The organism is Komagataeibacter ossonobensis (genome assembly GCF_057359305.1).
In genome coordinates this window covers 48,509-67,635 of the sequence record NZ_JBXAYQ010000010.1, presented here as the reverse complement: position 1 = coordinate 67,635, position 19,127 = coordinate 48,509, and the positions used below count along the sequence as shown (strand labels likewise).

General features: G+C 63.7%; 17 protein-coding genes. 12 read left to right on the top strand and 5 right to left on the bottom strand.

Going from position 1 to position 19,127, the window contains the following annotated elements; translation table 11 throughout:
• From AC1RQ9_RS08435 to AC1RQ9_RS08420, 4 genes are read right to left on the bottom strand one after another with little or no spacing between them, the layout of a single operon-like run.
• Positions 1-1,719 (bottom strand): ABC transporter permease subunit, encoded by a 1,719-nt coding sequence (locus tag AC1RQ9_RS08435; protein ID WP_193733876.1) that lies wholly within the window; start codon positions 1,717-1,719, stop codon positions 1-3.
• Positions 1,716-2,177, bottom strand: a complete 462-nt coding sequence (dut, locus tag AC1RQ9_RS08430; RefSeq protein ID WP_193733877.1) for a dUTP diphosphatase — start codon at positions 2,175-2,177, stop codon at positions 1,716-1,718. Before dut ends, AC1RQ9_RS08435 begins: the two co-directional genes overlap by 4 nt.
• A 16-nt stretch (positions 2,178-2,193) precedes the next feature.
• On the bottom strand, positions 2,194-3,417 hold the full coding sequence (gene coaBC / locus AC1RQ9_RS08425; RefSeq protein WP_485986420.1) for a bifunctional phosphopantothenoylcysteine decarboxylase/phosphopantothenate--cysteine ligase CoaBC: 1,224 nt from the start codon (positions 3,415-3,417) through the stop codon (positions 2,194-2,196).
• Entirely contained in the window at positions 3,417-4,214 is a 798-nt protein-coding gene (locus AC1RQ9_RS08420) for a class I SAM-dependent methyltransferase (RefSeq protein ID WP_141298609.1), read from the bottom strand. Before AC1RQ9_RS08420 ends, coaBC begins: the two co-directional genes overlap by 1 nt.
• Before the next feature lie 29 nt (positions 4,215-4,243).
• Here AC1RQ9_RS08420 and mutM point away from each other — a divergent pair, with 29 nt between their 5' ends.
• The 6 genes from mutM to gyrB all read left to right on the top strand — a co-directional run bounded on the left by mutM (position 4,244) and on the right by gyrB (position 12,266).
• On the top strand, positions 4,244-5,125 hold the full coding sequence (gene mutM, locus AC1RQ9_RS08415; protein WP_485986418.1) for a bifunctional DNA-formamidopyrimidine glycosylase/DNA-(apurinic or apyrimidinic site) lyase: 882 nt from the start codon (positions 4,244-4,246) through the stop codon (positions 5,123-5,125).
• 104 nt (positions 5,126-5,229) lie between these two features.
• Complete coding sequence (gene rpsT / locus AC1RQ9_RS08410) at positions 5,230-5,499, top strand: 30S ribosomal protein S20 (protein WP_010509791.1); 270 nt, start codon at positions 5,230-5,232, stop codon at positions 5,497-5,499.
• A gap of 355 nt (positions 5,500-5,854) precedes the next feature.
• Positions 5,855-7,318 carry a chromosomal replication initiator protein DnaA gene (gene dnaA, locus AC1RQ9_RS08405; protein WP_485986417.1) on the top strand — a complete coding sequence of 488 codons (1,464 nt, stop codon included), beginning with the start codon at positions 5,855-5,857 and terminating at the stop codon, positions 7,316-7,318.
• A gap of 117 nt (positions 7,319-7,435) precedes the next feature.
• A complete protein-coding gene (dnaN, locus tag AC1RQ9_RS08400; protein WP_193731204.1) occupies positions 7,436-8,560 on the top strand; it encodes a DNA polymerase III subunit beta in 1,125 nt (374 codons plus the stop codon).
• Between the two features lie 22 nt (positions 8,561-8,582).
• Complete coding sequence (gene recF / locus AC1RQ9_RS08395) at positions 8,583-9,707, top strand: DNA replication/repair protein RecF (RefSeq protein ID WP_485986416.1); 1,125 nt, start codon at positions 8,583-8,585, stop codon at positions 9,705-9,707.
• 90 nt (positions 9,708-9,797) lie between these two features.
• Complete coding sequence (gene gyrB, locus AC1RQ9_RS08390) at positions 9,798-12,266, top strand: DNA topoisomerase (ATP-hydrolyzing) subunit B (RefSeq protein ID WP_485986415.1); 2,469 nt, start codon at positions 9,798-9,800, stop codon at positions 12,264-12,266.
• Between the two features lie 5 nt (positions 12,267-12,271).
• On the opposite strand, the gene gph is transcribed toward gyrB, so the two are convergent.
• Positions 12,272-12,952 (bottom strand): phosphoglycolate phosphatase, encoded by a 681-nt coding sequence (gene gph, locus AC1RQ9_RS08385; RefSeq protein ID WP_485986414.1) that lies wholly within the window; start codon positions 12,950-12,952, stop codon positions 12,272-12,274.
• Positions 12,953-13,063: 111 nt separating this feature from the next.
• Between gph and glmU the strand changes: the two genes are divergently transcribed.
• The 6 genes from glmU (at position 13,064) to AC1RQ9_RS08355 (ending at position 18,935) form a co-directional block, all read left to right on the top strand.
• The gene (glmU, locus tag AC1RQ9_RS08380; RefSeq protein ID WP_485986413.1) at positions 13,064-14,431 is read left to right on the top strand and encodes a bifunctional UDP-N-acetylglucosamine diphosphorylase/glucosamine-1-phosphate N-acetyltransferase GlmU; all 1,368 of its coding nucleotides are present in this window, start codon (positions 13,064-13,066) and stop codon (positions 14,429-14,431) included.
• Positions 14,431-16,254: a glutamine--fructose-6-phosphate transaminase (isomerizing) gene (gene glmS, locus AC1RQ9_RS08375; RefSeq protein WP_485986411.1), complete on the top strand. Its 1,824-nt coding sequence runs from the start codon at positions 14,431-14,433 to the stop codon at positions 16,252-16,254. Before glmU ends, glmS begins: the two co-directional genes overlap by 1 nt.
• A gap of 67 nt (positions 16,255-16,321) precedes the next feature.
• Positions 16,322-17,317, top strand: coding sequence for an FAD-dependent oxidoreductase (locus tag AC1RQ9_RS08370; RefSeq protein ID WP_485986409.1), 996 nt, complete (start codon positions 16,322-16,324; stop codon positions 17,315-17,317).
• Positions 17,318-17,341: 24 nt separating this feature from the next.
• The gene (gene thiS / locus AC1RQ9_RS08365) at positions 17,342-17,542 is read left to right on the top strand and encodes a sulfur carrier protein ThiS (protein WP_193731211.1); all 201 of its coding nucleotides are present in this window, start codon (positions 17,342-17,344) and stop codon (positions 17,540-17,542) included.
• A 5-nt stretch (positions 17,543-17,547) separates the two neighbouring features.
• Positions 17,548-18,318 carry a thiazole synthase gene (locus AC1RQ9_RS08360; RefSeq protein ID WP_193731212.1) on the top strand — a complete coding sequence of 257 codons (771 nt, stop codon included), beginning with the start codon at positions 17,548-17,550 and terminating at the stop codon, positions 18,316-18,318.
• Complete coding sequence (locus AC1RQ9_RS08355) at positions 18,315-18,935, top strand: thiamine phosphate synthase (RefSeq protein WP_485986408.1); 621 nt, start codon at positions 18,315-18,317, stop codon at positions 18,933-18,935. Before AC1RQ9_RS08360 ends, AC1RQ9_RS08355 begins: the two co-directional genes overlap by 4 nt.
• The last annotated feature ends 192 nt before the right edge of the window (positions 18,936-19,127 follow it).

Below are 19,127 nucleotides of genomic sequence, written 5' to 3'. Positions count from 1 at the left end.
TCAGTCAAAGGTGTAATGCCGTGCGGCATAATTGGATAACGGACGCCACAGGGCGCGATTGAGCAGCAGCACGAACGCCGCCATGACCACCATGCCCAGACCCACCTGACCGGTTGCACCCGCCACGGTGGCGTGGGCGATATAGGCACCCAGCCCGTTCGCACTTAGCGTCGTGTCGCCCCAGCTTGCGACCTCGGTTGCGATGGCGGCGTTCCATGCCCCACCCGATGCGGTCAGCGCGCCGGTAATGAAATATGGCGTAATGCCCGGCAGCATCACACGCCGCCACCACAGCCAGCCCCGGACATGGAAGTTATCGGCGGCTTCCAGCAGGTCACCGGGATAGGAGGACGCTCCCGCCACAATGTTGAACAGAATATACCATTGCGTGCCCAGCAGCATGAGCGGCGTCAGCCAGATATTGCTGTTCAGGTGCCACCGCACGATTCCCACCACCACCAGCGGGAAGAACAGGTTGGCTGGGAAGGCGGCCATGAACTGTGCCGCCATCTGCGCGCGTCGCGCCCGGCGGGGCGACAGGCCCAGCCATATTCCCAGCGGCACCCATATCAGTGACGCCACAATGACCGTCACCATGACGCGCACCAGCGTGATGCCACCCAGCATGGTGACATGCAGTACCTGTCCCATTGTGTAATGGGTGCTGGCATACGCCCATGTTTTCCACCCGATGGTGATGGCACACACACTCAGCGCCGCAATCCATGCGCCATCCAGCAGGCGGGAGGGGACAAGCAGCCGCCGGGGGGCGGAGGGGCGCGGTCCCAGAGGCAGCCAGCCGATGCGGGTCATCATGTCGCCCAGCTTCAGGCAGGCCTGCCGCAGCAGGTGCGTGCGCCGTAGCAGGGTCAGCACCCATGGGTCGGGTGCAGCAAGCGTCGTGCCCTCATCGGTCTGGAAGCGCGCCGACCATGCCACCAGCGGGCGGAACAAAAGCTGGTCATAGGCCAGGATGACCGCCAGCATGGCAGCGATGGCGTAGAAGATCGCCCATATGTTGCGCTGTTCGATCGCAACGCCCACATACGACCCGATTCCCGGCAGGGCGATATCGGTGTTCCCGACCGTAATCGTTTCGGAATAGACGACCATGAACCACCCGCCTGACATGGAAATCATGGTGTTCCAGACCAGCGACGGGATGGCGAACGGCACCTCCAGCCGCCAGAAACGCTGCCATGGCGTCAGGCCGAAGCACAGGGCGGCCTCCTCCAGGTCAGGCGGCACGGTGCGCAGCGCCTGATACATGGCAAAGGCCATGTTCCAGGCCTGGCTGGTGAAGATGGTAAAGATGGCGGCCAGTTCCGCCCCCATCATCCGGCCGGGAAACAGGCCAAGGAAAAAGACCACCGTAAATGTCAGGAAGCCAAGGATCGGCACCGATTGCAGGATATCCAGCAGCGGGATCAGCACCTGTCCCGCGCGCCGGCTCTTGGCGGCCCAGACGGCATAGGTGAAGGTAAAGACCAGGGAGGCGGCGAGGGCTGCAAACATGCGCAGCGTGGTCCGCACGGCATAGGCGGGTAGCCAGGCAGGGTTGAGGTGGATGGTCCCCGCCTCACTGGCGGGAATGGGCACCAGCATGTGGCGTCCGGCGGTGGCGACAATGACGGCCCCCGCCATGATCGCCAGCAGGCCAAGCAGGTCCGCGACGTTGGGGCGGACCCGCAGGCTCCCCGGCAGGCTGCCGTCTGTCACCCTGCGGTGCCCGTACTGCCAAAGCCGCCCGCGCCACGATCCGTTTCCTCCAGTTCCGAATATTCAATCCATGTCCCGCGCACCACCGGGGCCAGCACCGCCTGTGCAATGCGCATGCCGCGTTCAACCACAAAGGGTTCGCTACCCGTGTTCATGACGATGATACCGATTTCCCCCCGGTAATCCTCATCAATCGTGCCCGGCGCGTTGGGCAGGGTGATGCCATGTTTCAGCGCAAGGCCCGAACGCGGGCGGATCTGCATTTCATACCCACGTGGCAGCGCCACACACAGCCCCGTGGGCACCAGCGCGCGACCACCGGCCGCAATGGCCATCGGTTCGGTCACGGCGGCCAGCAGGTCCATTCCGGCCGCGCCATCGGTGGCATAGGCCGGCAGCGGCAGCCCATGGGCATGGGCCAGGCGGCGGACTTGGATGGGCAGGGGGGAGGAAGTCATGGTTTGGTCCGTCGGGTTATTCAGGGTTGGGGTGTGGCGTTTGCAGGAAAGTCGCGATCCGCGCAACCAGCCTGCGCGCGACCTGCGCCTTGTCCAGCCGGGGCCAGTGTTCGCAGCCCGCAGCATCGATCAGGGTGATCTCGTTTTCCGTGCCGCCCATGATCCCGGTGCCGGGGCTGACATCATTGGCCACGATCCAGTCACATCCCTTGCGTGCGCGCTTGGCGGTGGCATGGGCCAGCATATGCTCGGTTTCCGCAGCAAACCCGATCACCAGTTCGGGTCGCGTGGGGCCAGGCCTGCTCAGTATCGCGAGGATATCGGGGTTGGGCACCAGTTGCAGCGCGGGCGGGGCCGCATCCGCTGTCTTCTTGATCTTCTGGGGGGCCGGGGCAACATGCCAGTCAGCCACGGCGGCGGTGCATATGGCAATGTCGCAAGGCAGCGCGTGACGGGAGGCATCCAGCATTTCGCGCGCCGTTTCCACCCTTATGGTCCGCACGCCTGCCGGGGCGGGCAGGGTGGTGGGGCCACTGACCAGCGTTACATCTGCGCCCGCCGCCGCAAGGGCTTCGGCAATGGCGTACCCTTGGGTGCCGGAAGAACGGTTGGCGATGTAGCGCACGGGATCGATCGGTTCGTGCGTAGGGCCTGCGGTCACCAGTGCGCGGCGTCCCGCAAGCGGCATGTCAGGGGACAGTTCGCGCAGTATGGCAGCAAGGATCGTGTCCGTATCCGCCAGGCGGCCCGGCCCGGATTCGTTACATGCCATGAGGCCAGATTCCGGCCCCACGAAATTCACGCCACGTGCGCGCAGGGTTGCGGCATTGGCCTGTGTCGCGGCATGGGTCCACATACGCACGTTCATGGCGGGGACCACCAGCACCGGCGTATCGGTGGCCAGCAGCACGGTGGTGGCCAGGTCACCGGCCAGCCCGGCCGCCATGCGGGCCAGCAGGTCGGCGGTGGCGGGGCAGACCACGATCAGGTCACTGCTACGCGACAGGGCGATATGCCCCATCTCGCTTTCATCGGTCAGGGAAAACAGGTCGCTAAAAACGCGTTCGCCACTCAGCGCCTGAACGGACATGGGGGTGACGAATCGTGCCCCCGCATCCGTCAGCACCGTGCGCACGCGCACGCCGTGTTCGCGTAGTCTGCGAATCAGCTCCAGCGCCTTGTAGGCGGCAATGCCGCCACCCACGACCAGCAGGACGGAACGGGTTGCCCCATCCCCCATCAGATTTTCCAGCCGGAATGGATTGCCGCAATCCCGCCGGACAGATTCTGGTAGGACACGCGTTCCAGACCGGCTTCGCGCATCATGTCCGCCAGCGTTTCCTGATCGGGGAACATGCGGATGCTTTCGGCCAGGTACTGGTAGCTTTCACGGTCCCCCGCGATCGCGGCCCCCATGCGTGGCAACACGTGGAAGGACCACGCATCGTAGACCGGCGCGAAGGCCGCGACCTGCACGCGGGAGAATTCAAGGCATAGGAACCGCCCGCCCGGCCGCAGGATGCGATGGGCTTCACGCAGCACCTGCAGTTTGTCCGTGCAGTTGCGCAGGCCGAATGCGATGGAGACACGATCGACCGAGTTGTTGGCCAGCGGAATGGCTTCGGCATCGACTGCCAAGAAGTTGAGGCCCGAGACAAGCCCGCGTTCCAGCGCACGGTTGCGGCCTACCGTCAGCATGCTGACATTGATGTCGGACAGGATGGCAGGGCCGCCGCCGCCACGCAGCCACCCGAAAGAAATGTCGCCCGTGCCGCCCGCAAGGTCGAGCAGCGACAGGTCGGGGTGGGGCCCGAGTTCGTTGACGAAAATCTTCTTCCACGCGCGGTGAATGCCCAGCGACATCACGTCATTCATGATGTCGTATTTGGAGGCCACGCTGTCAAAGACATTCCGGACCAGGGATTTCTTCTCGCGCAACGGCACGTCACGGAAGCCGAAATCGGTGGTATCCGCATGGCGGTCATCGGGACGGCCGGCGGAAGGGGAGGGATGGTATGGCTGGCTAATGTCGGTCATGATGCACAGGTATAACCCCAGATGAGGCCATGCCGGAACTACCTGAAGTCGAAACTGTGATGCGCGGGATGCGAGTGCATCTTGAAGGTCACACTATTTCACGCGCCAGCACGCACCATACCGGCCTGCGATGGCCGTTTCCGCCCGGCCTGGCGGCAGCGCTGCAGGGACGCAGGGTCGATGGATTCGCCCGCCGGGGGAAATATATCCTCATCACGCTTTCGGGCGGGATGGTCGTGGTGCTGCATCTTGGCATGTCCGGCCGGGTGCTGCTGTCACGCCCCGCTGCGGCTGAACGCGACCAGCCGCCCGCATTGCATGAACACCTGGTGATCGAAACGGCGCAGGGCGCGCGCTGCGGGCTGGTTGACCCGCGGCGTTTCGGCATGGTCGATCTGGTGCCTGTGGCAGCGGTGGAAAATCACCGCCTGCTGGCGGGCATGGGACCGGAACCGCTGGGTAACCGGTTTGGCGGTCCGTGGCTGGCTGCCCGCGGCAAGGGGCGGCGCACCAGCATCAAGGCCCTGCTGCTGGACCAGCGCGTGGTGGCGGGGCTTGGCAACATATATGTGTCTGAAGCCCTGTTTCGCGCACGCATCCACCCGGCACGCGCGGCAGGAGAGATCAGTGCGGCGCAGCATGGACGGCTTGCCACCGAAATCCGCACGGTGCTGGAGGAGGCAATCGCCGCCGGTGGCTCAAGCCTGCGTGATTACGTGCAACCGGATGGGGAGCTGGGCTATTTCCAGCATGCCTGGCGCGTGTATGGGCGGGAGGGAGAAGGCTGCCCCGACTGTCCCGGTCCACCGGCATGCGATGGGGTCGTCCGGATCACCCAGTCCGGGCGTTCAAGCTTTTTCTGTCCCCGCCAGCAGGGGGTAAAAGACGATTTGGGCAAAGACTTGTCTTGACGAATGGGGTCAGGGTGGACTAGATCGCCAGCCTGATATGGGATGTCCGCAACGATCGGGTGGCGGACCGCCGTAACCTGATTTATGCAGATGAACTGAGAGCAATGGCCAATACAGCATCAGCGCGTAAGCGCATCCGCCAGAACGAAGTCCGCAACGCCCGCAACACGGCACGCCTGTCGCGCGTGCGCACCTTCGTCAAGAAGGTCGAGGTCGCCATCGCGACCGGCAAGAAGGACGACGCCGCCGTTGCACTGCGCGCGGCGCAGCCGGAACTGCAGCGTGCGGTTGGCAAGGGCGTTCTTCATGCCAACACCGTTGCCCGTCGTATTTCGCGCCTGTCCGCCCGCATCAAGTCCCTCGCTGCGGCGTAAAGGACTGTTGATTTCTTTCATCTGAAAGAATGCGGCAAGTAATGAAGAAGGTCGTATATCGCCATTAGTGGCGGTAACGGCCTTTTTTGTTTGCCATTTCCATGCACGTAATCGGGTTTTGATGGAATGGGGACAGATTCCCGTTGCTTCGACCGATTCCCTGCTCTACCTTATGTGGATAATTCCAACGTCATCTGTTGCCTTGGGCCTGGGGTCCGGGTTGTGGGTCGTGTCTGGTGCGCGACTGGCTTCCTGCCCGCTGCGTGCGGGGTCAATGGCGTTGTGGAACAGTTAGGGATGGGGCGGGGACGACGCGGGGACGTCTGCCCTGCGTTCCATGTAGCCGGGAGCGGATATGACGGGCGGACTGGAAGGCTATGACGCGGTTGCGGAAGCCAATGCGCAGAAAAGTGTGCTCGCCATTCACTGGTCGCGCATCTGCGAACGGCTGAAGGCCGAGGTCGGGGAAGTCGAGTACCGCACGTGGCTGCGCCAGATCACGGTCGGCCCGGTGGAGGAGGATGAGATCACCCTCTACCTGCCCACCCGGTTCCTGCGTGACTGGGTGCGCGGGCAGTATGGTGACCGGCTTGGTACACTTTGGAATGCCGAGGTGCCGGCCATCCGCCGTGTCGAACTGCAGGTCGCGCGGCCCGGTAGCGCATCCGCGACACCCCCGGCAGATGGCGTGACGACCCCCGCCACCGCCGCAGTGGCGCGTGAAGAAGCCGCCCCCCGTCCGGCAGCGCCCGCCCCTGTGGTGGAGGAACCGCGTCAGGCCGAAGTGCGCAGCGATCTTGCCGCCCCCCTGGATCCGCGTTTCACCTTCGATACCTTTGTCGTGGGCAAGCCCAACGAATTCGCCTATGCCTGCGCCCGCCGGGTTGCGGAACGGCCGTCCAGCCCCGGTTTCAACCCGCTGTTCCTGTATGGTGGTGTTGGTCTGGGCAAGACGCATCTCATGCACGCGATCGGCGCAGAACTGCTGCGTGAGGGCAAGGTATCTGTCGCTTACATGTCGGCGGAAAAGTTCATGTACCGCTTCATCGCGGCCATCCGGTCCCAGTCCACCATGGAATTCAAGGAACAGTTGCGCTCCGTCGATGTGCTGATGATCGATGACCTGCAGTTCCTGATCGGCAAGGACAATACGCAGGAAGAATTCTTCCACACCTTCAATGCGCTGGTTGATGCGGGACGGCAGATCGTGGTATCGGCCGACAAGTCGCCTTCCGACCTGTCGGGGCTGGAGGACAGGCTGCGCACCCGCCTTGGCTGTGGCATGGTGGCGGATATCCATGCCACCACGTTCGAACTGCGTATTTCCATCCTTGAGGCCAAGGCCAGTGCGTCCGGCGTGGTGGTGCCCGCCAAGGTGCTGGAATTCCTCGCCCACAAGATCACGTCGAACGTGCGTGAGCTTGAGGGCGCGCTGAACCGCCTGATCGCGCATGCCAACCTGTTTGGCCGTCCCGTGACGCTGGAGGCGACGCAGGACGTGCTGCATGACATCCTCAAGGCGCATGACCGTCGCGTCACCATCGAGGAAATCCAGCGCAAGGTGGCTGAGCACTGGAATATCCGCCTGACCGACATGTCCTCGGCCCGGCGTGCGCGCGCCGTGGCGCGTCCCCGGCAGGTGGCAATGTACCTGGCCAAGCAGCTGACCAGCCGTTCCCTGCCTGAAATCGGGCGCAAGTTCGGCAACCGTGACCATACGACGGTCATGCACGCGGTGACCCGGGTGACGGAACTGATGGAACAGGATCCTGCCTTTGCCGAGGACGTGGAACTGCTGCGGCGCATGCTGGAAAGCTGAACGAATTTAGGATTCAACGACCTCTTTACCAGAGTCGCAAGGGGCTGCTAGACTGGTCGCCCCCCGTCTGCACGTATGCCTGCCGTGACGGGACGGGATGTGGAGGATATTGTACCGATGAAGTTGAAGGCCGACCGCGTAACGCTGCTCAAGGCACTGGCCCATATCCAGAGCGTTGCCGAGAAGCGCAATACCATCCCCATCCTGGCCAACGTGCTGATCAATGTCGTGGACGGCGCCATGACCCTGACCGCCACCGACATGGAAATCGCGGTTGTCGAGGGCGTTGCGGCCGAAACCCATCGTGATGGCGCGGTCACGGCGCCGGCGGCTGTCCTGTATGAAATCGTGCGTAAGCTGCCCGATGGCGCGCAGGTTGAATTGGACCATGCCGGGGGCGATGCGCCGCTGGGCCTGCGGGCGGGCCGGTTCGCCACCAGCCTGAACGTGCTGGACGTGGATGATTTCCCGTCCATGATGGCGGGGAACCTGCCGCATGAATTCAGTATTCCGGCACAGGTGCTGCGTGGCCTGATCGACCGCACGCGGTTCGCGATTTCCACCGAGGAGACGCGCTATTACCTCAACGGCATTTTCCTGCATGTGGCCGAAGGCGATGCGGGGCAGGTGCTGCGCGCGGTGGCAACCGACGGGCACCGTCTGGCCCGGGTGGAAACCGAACTGCCCGCAGGCAGTGCCGGCATGCCTGGTGTGATCGTGCCGCGCAAGACTGTGGCCGAACTGCGCAAGCTGCTTGATGAAGGCCCGGAGCAGGTTGATGTTGCCCTTTCCGATACCCGCATCCAGTTCTCCATCGGCAACATCACGCTGACATCCAAGCTGATTGACGGCACCTTCCCTGAATATGAACGCGTGATCCCGCACGGCAATGACAGGATCCTGCGCGTGGGCAAGAAGATCTTTTCCGACGCCGTATCCCGCGTGGCCGCGATCAGTCAGGAACGCTCCCGCCCGGTCAAGCTGAGCATGGCGCACAACCTGCTGACCCTGTCCGCCGCCAGTCAGGACCAGGGTACCGCGACGGAAGAACTGGACGAAAACCACGTCTCCTATGACGCAACCCCCATCGAGATCGGCTTTCAGGCCCGGTACCTGAACGACATTACCGATCAGGTGGAAAAGGAAGTGGAATTTGCCTTTTCCGACAGTTCCGCGCCCACCATCGTGCGTGATGTGGACAGCCCGTCCGCGCTGTATGTCCTGATGCCGATGCGCGTGTGATCACGCGCGGCCGTCTGGTCGCATGGCCTGCGTGACGCGGCTGGTTCTTACGGATTTCCGTAATTACCACCATCTTTCATGGAAACCGGCATGCCCGGTCACGGTCATTACCGGGCCGAATGGCAGCGGCAAGACCAACCTGCTGGAAGCGGTCTCGCTGCTGGTGCCCGGACGTGGCCTGCGGGGCGCGCGCATGGATGAACTGCCCCGTAACAATGCCACCCTGTGGGGTGTTGCCGCCGATGTCGCGGCGCAGTGGGGTGATGACGCCCTGTCCATCCAGATCGCCACCGGGGCCGACCCCATCCGGCCTGAACGACGGGCGTTCCGTGTTGATGGGCAGGCCCTGCGCAACCGCGATGCCGTGGGTGAATATTTTTCCGCCGTATGGCTGACACCACAGATGGACCGCCTGTTTCAGGAAGGGGCAGGCGGTCGTCGCCGCTTTCTGGACCGGCTGGTGCTGGCGCTGGAACCCGGCCATGCGCGGGAACTGGCGGCCCATGACCGCGCGATGATGCAGCGCAGCCGCCTGCTGGCGCAACGTGGGGCGGATGAGGACTGGCTGGCCGCCCTTGAACGCACCATGGCGCGTCATGCCGTGGCCGCGGTTGCCGCCCGGGTGGATATGGTGGCGCGGCTGAATGCTGATGAACAGGCGGTGGCCGACGGCTTTCCCGCCGCGTGGCTGGAACTGGACTGCGCGATTGCCGACCGGTTGCGCGAAATGCCCGCCCTTGCGGTGGAAGACTGGCTGGCGGAACAGATCGCGGCCATGCGTATGATCGACCGCCAGCGTGGGGGAAGTCGCTTTGGCGCGCACCGTACCGACCTGCGCATGGCCGACCGGCTGAGCCTGCGCCCGGCCAGCCAGTCCAGCACGGGCCAGCAGAAGGCGCTGCTGCTGGGTATCGTCCTGTCACATGCCCGTATCCTGGCCGCATGCCGGGGGCAGATGCCCATGCTTTTGCTGGATGAACCGCTGGTGCATCTGGATGATGTGCGACGTGACGCCCTGTTCCAGGCCATTGGACGGATGGATACGGGCGTGTTCCTGACCGGCACGGACCACGAACAGTTTGCCCCGTTGCGCCAGATTGCCGAATTCGTGACGCCGGGCGAAGGTAATCTCGCGCCACGTGCATGATTTCGGTGGGGAATGCTGGTTCCGCCGGGTGGTTCAGGCTATAATGCATTCTGTTATTTTGTTGTTGTCCGCTGTGGAGCATCTGCCGGCATGTCCGATCAATCCAGTCCCGATCAGAAACACGATGCCGAGGCCGTGGGGGGTGTAACACCCGCTGCGGACTATGATGCGGCATCCATCTCGGTTCTGAGGGGGCTGGACGCGGTACGCAAGCGCCCCGGCATGTATATCGGCGATACCGATGACGGGTCGGGCCTGCACCACATGGCCTTCGAAATCATCGATAATGCCGTGGATGAGGCGCAGGCAGGCTTTGCCACCACCTGCATCGTGACCCTCAACGGGGATGGCAGCGTCAGCGTACGTGACGACGGGCGTGGCATCCCGACCGACATGCACCATGAAGAAGGGGTGAGCGCGGCCGAAGTCGTGCTGACCAAGCTGCACGCGGGCGGCAAGTTCAATCAGAATTCCTACAAGGTATCGGGCGGCCTGCACGGTGTGGGCGCTGCCGTGGTCAACGCGCTGTCGGAATGGATGGAAGTCCGTATCTGGCGCGATGGCAAGGAACACATGATCCGTTTCCGCGCGGGTGAGCGCGATGAACCGCTGCGCGTGGTGGGCGAAAGCAGTGACCCGACCGGCACGCAGGTCACGTTCAAGCCCAGCGCCGGGACATTTGCCAAGGTGGAGTTCGAATTCCCGATTCTCGAACGTCGCCTGCGTGAACTGGCCTTCCTCAATTCCGGGCTAAAAATCGTCCTGCGTGACGAACGCCACACCCCGGCGCGTGAGGAGAAATTCCATTACGAAGGCGGCCTGTGTGCTTTTGTCGAATGGCTGGACCAGGGCAAGAACGCGATTGTCGAGCCGCCGATTACCGGCAGCCTGCAGAATGATGAAAACGGCATCAAGGTCGAATTCGCCCTGACATGGAACGACAGTTTCCATGAAACCATGCTGTGCTTCACCAACAACATTCCCCAGCGCGATGGCGGTTCGCACCTGGCCGGTTTCCGTCAGGCGCTGACCCGCGTGGTCGGTCGTTATGCCGAAGCCAATGCCAGCAAGAAGGACAGCCACGCCCTGAATGGCGAGGACATGCGCGAAGGCCTGACCGCCGTGCTGTCGGTCAAGGTGCCGGACCCCAAATTCTCATCCCAGACCAAGGACAAGCTGGTCTCATCCGAAGTGCAGCCGGTGGTGCATGCCGCCGCCGCCGACATGATTTCCCACTGGTTTGAAACCCACCCCAAGGAAGCCCGCCACATCGTGGCGAAGGTCATGGATGCGGCCGCCGCGCGTGAGGCGGCGCGGCGCGCGCGTGAACTGACGCGGCGCAAGGGGGTGCTGGATATTTCCTCCCTGCCGGGCAAGCTGGCCGACTGTCAGGAACGTAATCCGGCAAAGTCCGAACTGTTCATCGTCGAGGGTGACTCGGCCGGCGGCACGGCAAAGCAGGGGCGTGACCGGCGGTTCCAGGCCATCCTGCCGCTGAAGGGCAAGATCCTGAATGTCGAACGCGCGCGGTTCGACCGCATGCTGGGTTCGGCTGAAATCGGGACGCTGATTACCGCACTGGGCACCGGGATTGGCCGGGGTGATGTGGAACATGGCGGCTTTTCGATTGAAAAACTGCGTTACCACCGCATCGTCATCATGACCGATGCTGACGTGGATGGGTCGCATATCCGCACGCTGTTGCTGACCTTCTTCTTCCGGCAGATGCCCGAACTGATTGAAAACGGGTACCTGTATATCGCCCAGCCGCCGCTGTACCGCGCCAAGCGCGGCAATGACGAGCGGTACCTGAAGGATGATGCGGCACTGGAATCCTACCTGCTGGACAAGGCGCTGGCCAATGCCACGCTGCAATATGCCGACGGGCGCGAGGTCGGGGGCGAGGCCATGCGTTCCGACGTGATGTTCATCCGTGACGTGACCCGTGCCCTGTCACGCCTGTCGGCGCGGGTGCCGGTCTGGATTCTGGAACAGGCGGCGATTGCGGGTGCGCTGCGGGCTGACCCGCAGGCGGTGCCGGAACGGATTGTGGACCTGCAGGCGCGGCTGGACGCGGTGTCTCCCCCCACTGAACGCGGGTGGAAGGTTGCCGTCAGTGACAGCGGCCTGGAAATGGCCCGCAGCGTGCGTGGGGTAGGCGAGGTCTACCGCCTTGAGGCCCTGGCGCTGCGCAGCGCGGAAGTGCGGTGGCTGGCTGATCGCCACGACCGTCTGGTGGCTGATTTCGCAGGGGCGGTGCAACTGGTCATTGACGGGCAGCCCCAGCCCTTCAACGGGCCGGCATCGCTGTATGAACGGATTCTGGCGCAGGGCCGCAAGGGCCTGTCCATCAACCGCTTCAAGGGGCTGGGGGAAATGAATGACGAACAGCTGTGGGAAACCACGCTGGATCCCGCCATGCGTACCCTGCTGCAGGTCAAGGTAGGCGATGTGGAAAACGCGGCGCAGGTCTTTTCCACCCTTATGGGGGATGTGGTCGAACCCCGCCGCGACTTCATTGTTGGCAACGCGCTGAAGGTTGCCAACCTCGACGTCTGACGTGGTTACGCGGGCACCAGCTCATTGGCCAGATGGGGGATTTCGGAAATGGAATCGGCACCGACCGTGGCGCCCGCTTCCATTTCCGGGCGACCATAACCCCAGCGGGCGAAGATGGCGGGGACATGCGCCCCGATGGCGGTGGCCATGTCGTTATGATGATCGCCGGTCATGATCGCGCGCTTCGGGTCGCCATGCGCCATTTCAATCGTACCCAGCAGATGGCGCGGGTCGGGTTTGCGCACGCTGAAGCTGTCGCCCCCACCCACGGCCACGAACCATTTTTCCAGATCAAGGACCTGCAGGATATGGCGTGCCGCGGCAACGGGCTTGTTGGTGCAGACAGCCATCTGCCACCCTGCGGCCCGCAATTCCTCCAGCATGCTGACGGTGCCGGGAAAGGGGCGGGACAGGTCGGTTGAATGGGGCGTGTAATCGGCCATGTAGCGTCTGGTTGCTTCGGCTGCGTCAATGCCCGTGGCGGCGGATCCCGCATGGACCAGCAGGCGGCTGACCAGGACGGCCACGCCATCACCAATCATGGGGCGGACCTGCTGCGTTGCTATGGGTGGCAGGCCGTAATGCGCCAGAAGCCGGTTGGCGCAGGCCGCAAGATCGGGAAGGCTGTCGATAAGCGTGCCGTCCATGTCAAAAACGGCAAGGCGGGGCGGGAGAGAAGTCATCATGAACGCCTTTGAGCATATGAATGAAGTAGCAATCGGAAATTCTAAGTGATGGTATCGCGCGCGCATAAGGGTTTGACAGGCAACGCAGGGGCGGAGTACCCGCACACTGCCATGAATACCCAGACCGATACCGCAGTATCCGCCCCTGCACGCACCCTGTCGACCGCTGTCATACTGGCGGCGGGTCGTGGCACGCGCATGAAATCGCAGCGTCCCAAGGTCATGCACCTGCTGGCGGGGCAGCCCATGCTGCGCTACCTGCTGGATAATGCGGCCCGGGTCTTTGACCGTATCGTGGTGGTGGTGGGACCGGACATGGATGATGTGGCGGCCCTTGCCGCCGCGCATCAGGTCGTGGTGCAGCAGGACCGCCTGGGCACTGGCCATGCCGCACGCCAGGCCGAAGCCCTGTTTGGCGATGGTGATGTCGCGGTCCTGTATGGTGATAACCCCCTGATCACGCCCGATACCATGCGCGCCCTGCTGGAACAGCGCCGCAGCAATGATACCGGCCTTGCCCTGCTGGCGATGGAACCGGCCGATCCGGCGCGTTATGGCCGCGTGGTGACGCATGACCGGCGGGTTGAACGGATCGTGGAGTGGGCGGACGCCACTCCGGCGGAGCGGGCAATCCGACTGTGCAATGCCGGCGTGCTGTGCGCTGATGCCGCTGATTTCCGCCGCTGGCTGGATGAAATCAATAACGACAACGCGCAGGGTGAGTACTATCTGGGCGATGTGGTGGCCCGCGCCGTGTCCGACGGACGCAGCGTGCGCGCGGTGGTAGCGCCGGAAGATGAACTGCGCGGCATCAATTCCCGCGCCGAACTGGCACAGGCGGAAGCCTGTGTGCAGGCGCGGCTCCGGCAGGCGGTGATGGATGGCGGCACGACGCTTGTTGCCCCCGATACCGTCTTCCTGTGTGCCGATACCGTGCTGGAACCCGATACGGTGGTGCATCCCAACGTGGTGTTCGGCCCCGGCGTACATGTGAAAAGTGGCGCGGAAATCCATGCCTTTTCGCACGTTGAGGGGGCAATCATCGGCCCGGGTGCGCAGATCGGTCCTTATGCCCGCCTGCGCCCCGGCAGCGATGTGGGGGCAAGGGCGCGCGTGGGCAATTTTGTGGAAATCAAGGCCACGACACTGGGGGCGGGGGCCAAGGCCAGTCACCTGACCTATCTGGGTAACGCCACGGTGGGTAGCGGGGCCAATATCGGCGCGGGCACCATAACCTGCAATTATGATGGTGTGTACAAACACCGGACCGAAATTGGCGCAGACAGTTTCATTGGCTCGGATTCGGTGCTGGTGGCTCCCGTGCGGGTGGGCAGCGGTGTCATTACGGCGGCAGGCAGCGTGATTACCCATGATGTGCCTGATGACGCCATGGCCATTGGCCGGGCACGCCAGACAAACAGGGCAGGATATGCCGCATCATTTCGCGAACGGCTGAAGAACAGGAAGGAACGGGGCTGATGTGTGGCATTGTAGGGGTTGTTGGCAGCAATCAGGCCACGCCGGTCATTCTGGACGCGCTGCGTCGGCTGGAATATCGCGGGTATGATTCCGCAGGGATCGCCACGCTGGAGGAAGGCCACGTCGAACGCCGGCGCGCGGCGGGCAAGCTGGACCATCTGGCCACCCTTCTGGCGCGCATGCCGCTGCCGGGTGTGACCGGCATCGGCCATACGCGCTGGGCCACGCATGGCGCGCCCACCGAAAACAATGCCCACCCCCACGGGACGGAACGCGTATCGGTCGTCCATAACGGCATTATCGAGAATTTCGAGGAACTGCGCCACGAACTTGAGGCGGCAGGGCAGGTCTTCTCGACCGATACGGACAGCGAGACGATCGCCCAGCTGGTCGATTACCACCTGCAGCGCGGCCTTTCCCCGCGGGAGGCCGCGCATGAATGCCTCAGGCGGCTGGAAGGCGCCTATGCGCTGGCCATGATCTTCGCGGGACATGATGGCATGGTCATCGGCGCGCGGCATGGCGCGCCGCTGGTGGTGGGCTTTGGCGATAACGAGATGTTCCTTGGCTCCGACAGCCTGGCGCTGGCGCCGCTGACACGCCGCATCGCTTATCTGGATGACGGGGACTGGACCGTGGTGACACCCGCGGGGGCTGCGTTCTTTGACATGGCGGGCAACCCGGTCGAACGCCCGGTCAGGCTGACCGCGCTGATCGCGGCATCGGTCGGCAAGGACGGCTACCGGCACTATATGGAAAAGGAACTGCACGAACATCCCGTCGTGATCGGGCAGACCCTGCAGCGTATGATCGACCCGGCCACCCGGCGTGTGGTGATGCCGGACCTGCCATTCGACCTTGCCGCCATTCCGCGCGTGGTGCTGACGGCCTGCGGGTCGGCTTTTTACGCTGGCATGATCGGGCGGTACTGGATCGAGCAGTATGCGCGCCTGCCGGTCGATATAGATGTGGCGAGCGAGATGCGGTACCGTAATCCGCCACTGGCCAGTGGCGGCCTCGGGCTGCTGATTTCCCAGTCGGGCGAGACGGCGGACACGCTGGCCGCCCTGCGCGGCATGCGTGAGGCCGGGCAGCATATCGTCTCGGTGCTGAATGTTGAACAGAGCACGATGGCACGTGAAAGCGACGCCGTGCTGGGCACCGTGGCGGGGCCTGAAATATCGGTCGCCAGCACCAAGGCCTTTACCGCGCAGCTGTCCGTCCTTGCATGCCTGACCATTGCCCTGGGCCGTGCGCGCGGACTGATGACCGCGGAGCAGGAGGAAAGCATGGTGACCACCCTGCTTGACCTGCCCAGCAAGGCGACCGAAGTCTTCGAACGCCATGATGAAATCCGCCGCATGGCCACCATCGTGGCCGAAGCGCGCGACGTACTCTACCTTGGTCGTGGGGCGATGTTCCCCGTGGCGCTGGAGGGGGCGCTGAAGCTCAAGGAAATCACCTATATCCACGCCGAGGCCTATGCCGCGGGCGAGATGAAGCACGGCCCGATTTCCCTGATCGACAACACGGTGCCGGTGGTGGCCACCGTGCCGTCGGGGCCATTGTTCGAAAAAACGCTGTCCAACCTGCAGGAAGCCAAGGCCCGCGGGGGGCGCCTGCTGGTGTTCACGGACATGGCCGGGACGCCGCGCCTGCGTGAAATCGCGGAATGCGTGGTGGCGATCCCGACCGTGGATGAATTCGTGGCCCCGATCCTGCAGACCATCCCGGTGCAGATCCTGGCCTATGAGGTCGCCCTGCTGAAGGGCACGGATGTGGACCAGCCGCGCAACCTCGCCAAATCCGTGACTGTTGAATAGACACGTCAGGCATAACCGGCACAATCACAGCAAGATACAGACAACCGCTACAGGGGATACGACGCATATGGCAGCACAAACGGCAATCCCCCACGGGGCGGGACCGTCCGTCCTTGTGCGAGGCGCTGGTGTGTCGGGCCTGACGGCGGCGGTTACCCTGGCTGAACGTGGCGCGCGGGTCAGCGTGCATGAATGTGGCGGTCGCGTGGGCTGGGGCGCGTCATGGAAGGCGGGCGGCATGCTGGCGCCGTGGTGCGAGGCGGAATCCGCAACCCCGGAAGTCACCGCGCAGTCCCTGGCCTCCCTCGACTGGTGGGACCAGCATGTCCCCGGCGTGGACCGCAACGGTACCCTGGTGCTGGCGCCTCCGCGCGACGTGCGTGAAATCATGCGGTTCGCACGCAGGACTTCGCATTTTTCCACGATTGGCGAAGCCGGGATCGCGCAACTGGAACCCGACCTTGCCGACCGTTTTTCCCGTGCGCTGTTTTTCGCGGGTGAAGGGCACGTCAACCCGCGCGACGCCCTGCAGGCGCTGGCGGCGCGGCTGGTTGAACTGGGGGGCAACCTGCATTTCAACGTGCCGGTTGACGCCAGCACGTCGGGCTATGACTGGGTGGTGGACTGCACCGGTATTGCGGCCCGCGACCAGATGGTTGATATGCGCGGGGTGCGCGGGGAAATGCTGTTGCTGCGCTGTCCCGATGTCACGCTGCATCGTCCGGTGCGCATGCTGCATCCGCGCATTCCCATCTACATCGTGCCCCGTGCGGGGCATGTGTACATGGTGGGGGCGACCATGATCGAAAGCGAGAACGCGGGACCCATGACCCTGCGTTCAATGGTGGAAATGCTGGGTGCGGTCTATGCCCTGCATCCCGCGTTCGGGGAGGCCGAGATACTGGAAACCGGCACCGGCCTGCGCCCGTCCTATCCCGACAACATGCCAGCCGTCAGGCGGTCGGGGCGGCATATCCATATCAATGGCATGTATCGGCATGGTTTCCTGCTTTCACCCGTTCGCGCGGCCGAGGCGGCCGACATCGTGTTTGACAGGGGCTGAACCCGCCATAAGGGGAGGACGGACATGCGGATTCTGGTGAACGGCGAACACCATGACGTGACGGCGGCAAGCCTGGCAGCATTGCTTGATGAACTGGGATATGATGCCACTGCCCGCGTTGCGACCGCGGTGGATGGCAGCTTTGTCGCGGCCGGCCGGCGCGCGACCCACCCCCTGCATGACGGGGCACAGGTGGAAATTCTGGCCCCCATGCAGGGAGGATAACCGCAATGACCCTTTTTTACGGCACTGAACTGTCGTCACGCCTGATGCTGGGCACGGCGCAGTACCCATCCCCCGAAATACTGGCGGATGCCGTGCGCCGGGCCGGGGCCGGGGTGGTCACCGTCTCGCTGCGGCGCGAGGCCGCAGGCACGCGCGCGGGGCAGGCGTTCTGGGCGCTGATCCGGGAACTCGATGTGCCCGTCCTGCCCAATACGGCGGGCTGTCATACGGTGCGTGAAGCGGTGACCACGGCGCAGATGGCGCGTGAGGTCTTTGGCACGGACTGGATCAAGCTGGAGGTGATCGGGGAATCCGATACCCTGCAGCCCGACATGTTCGCGCTGGTCGAAGCTGCCCGCATCCTGACGGAAGACGGGTTCAGGGTCTTTCCCTACATGACCGAGGACCTGGTTGGTGCGGAACGCCTGCTGCGCGCAGGATGTGAAGTGCTGATGCCGTGGGGCGCGCCTATCGGGTCGGGCAAGGGGCTGAACAACCTGTTTGGCCTGCGGGCGCTGCGGGCCCATTTTCCCGATGTGCCCATGGTGGTTGATGCCGGGATAGGTGTGCCGTCCCATGCCGCACAGGCGATGGAACTGGGTTATGACGCGGTGCTGATCAATACGGCGGTGGCCAAGGCGGGCAATCCTGCGGAAATGGCGCGTGCCTTTGCCATGGCGGTGGAGGCAGGGCGCATGGCCTATATTGCCGACCCGATGGAAGAACGTGACATGGCCGTGCCCTCCACGCCCGTGATCGGGCAGGCCGTGCTATGACCACGGTGCTTCCGTCCCGTATCTATCCGGTCGTGGACGCGGCGCACTGGGTCGGCAGTCTGGGGCAGGCGGGCGCGCGGCTGATCCAGCTGCGGCTCAAGGACATGGGGGAGGATGACCTGCGCCGCGCGGTCCGTGAAGCCCTTCGCCTGGCTCGCGCGCATGATGTCTGCCTTGTGCTGAACGATTACTGGCAGGTGGCGATCGAGGAAGGGGTGGATTTCATCCATCTGGGGCAGGAGGATCTGGATACGGCGGATCTGCCTGCCATCCGCACGGCAGGGCTGAAACTGGGGGTCAGTACCCATAGTGATGCTGAACTGGACCGCGCGCTGTCGGTCGCCCCGGATTACGTGGCGCTGGGGCCGGTCTGGCCCACGAAGCTGAAGAAAATGCCCTGGGGGCCGCAGGGTACGGAAAAACTGTCGGTGTGGAAGCGGCGCATTGGCGATATCCCGCTGGTCGCCATCGGGGGGATTACCCTTGCCCGCGCGCCACTGTGTATTGCGGCGGGGGCGGACTGTGTTTCGGCAGTGTCCGATTTCATCCGCATGCCGGACCCGCAGGCACAGGTCCGGGCATGGCTGGCTGCCACTGATCATGCGGTCAGGGTGTGAAATACTGGAATATAATGTGATGCATCATGTGTTGTTGATGCAACGTTGGTGTGGCATTATTGATACGCGGCATGTGAGTATGTGAAGGAACGTCTTTCACAGCCAGATGTTGGTCTTATAAGCCAGATTCTGTTGATTTGAAACGCGGTGGACATAATCTGTTCATGGTCAGCCATTAGGATCGGTCTGTAA

Coding starts and splice junctions, on each gene's coding strand:
- dut (WP_193733877.1), bottom strand. CDS start 2,177: ATGACTTCCTCCCCCCTGCCCATCCAAGTCCGCCGCCTGGCCCATGCC.
- coaBC (WP_485986420.1), bottom strand. CDS start 3,417: ATGGGGGATGGGGCAACCCGTTCCGTCCTGCTGGTCGTGGGTGGCGGC.
- AC1RQ9_RS08420 (WP_141298609.1), bottom strand. CDS start 4,214: ATGACCGACATTAGCCAGCCATACCATCCCTCCCCTTCCGCCGGCCGT.
- mutM (WP_485986418.1), top strand. CDS start 4,244: ATGCCGGAACTACCTGAAGTCGAAACTGTGATGCGCGGGATGCGAGTG.
- rpsT (WP_010509791.1), top strand. CDS start 5,230: ATGGCCAATACAGCATCAGCGCGTAAGCGCATCCGCCAGAACGAAGTC.
- dnaA (WP_485986417.1), top strand. CDS start 5,855: ATGACGGGCGGACTGGAAGGCTATGACGCGGTTGCGGAAGCCAATGCG.
- dnaN (WP_193731204.1), top strand. CDS start 7,436: ATGAAGTTGAAGGCCGACCGCGTAACGCTGCTCAAGGCACTGGCCCAT.
- recF (WP_485986416.1), top strand. CDS start 8,583: ATGGCCTGCGTGACGCGGCTGGTTCTTACGGATTTCCGTAATTACCAC.
- gyrB (WP_485986415.1), top strand. CDS start 9,798: ATGTCCGATCAATCCAGTCCCGATCAGAAACACGATGCCGAGGCCGTG.
- gph (WP_485986414.1), bottom strand. CDS start 12,952: ATGATGACTTCTCTCCCGCCCCGCCTTGCCGTTTTTGACATGGACGGC.
- glmU (WP_485986413.1), top strand. CDS start 13,064: ATGAATACCCAGACCGATACCGCAGTATCCGCCCCTGCACGCACCCTG.
- glmS (WP_485986411.1), top strand. CDS start 14,431: ATGTGTGGCATTGTAGGGGTTGTTGGCAGCAATCAGGCCACGCCGGTC.
- AC1RQ9_RS08370 (WP_485986409.1), top strand. CDS start 16,322: ATGGCAGCACAAACGGCAATCCCCCACGGGGCGGGACCGTCCGTCCTT.
- thiS (WP_193731211.1), top strand. CDS start 17,342: ATGCGGATTCTGGTGAACGGCGAACACCATGACGTGACGGCGGCAAGC.
- AC1RQ9_RS08360 (WP_193731212.1), top strand. CDS start 17,548: ATGACCCTTTTTTACGGCACTGAACTGTCGTCACGCCTGATGCTGGGC.
- AC1RQ9_RS08355 (WP_485986408.1), top strand. CDS start 18,315: ATGACCACGGTGCTTCCGTCCCGTATCTATCCGGTCGTGGACGCGGCG.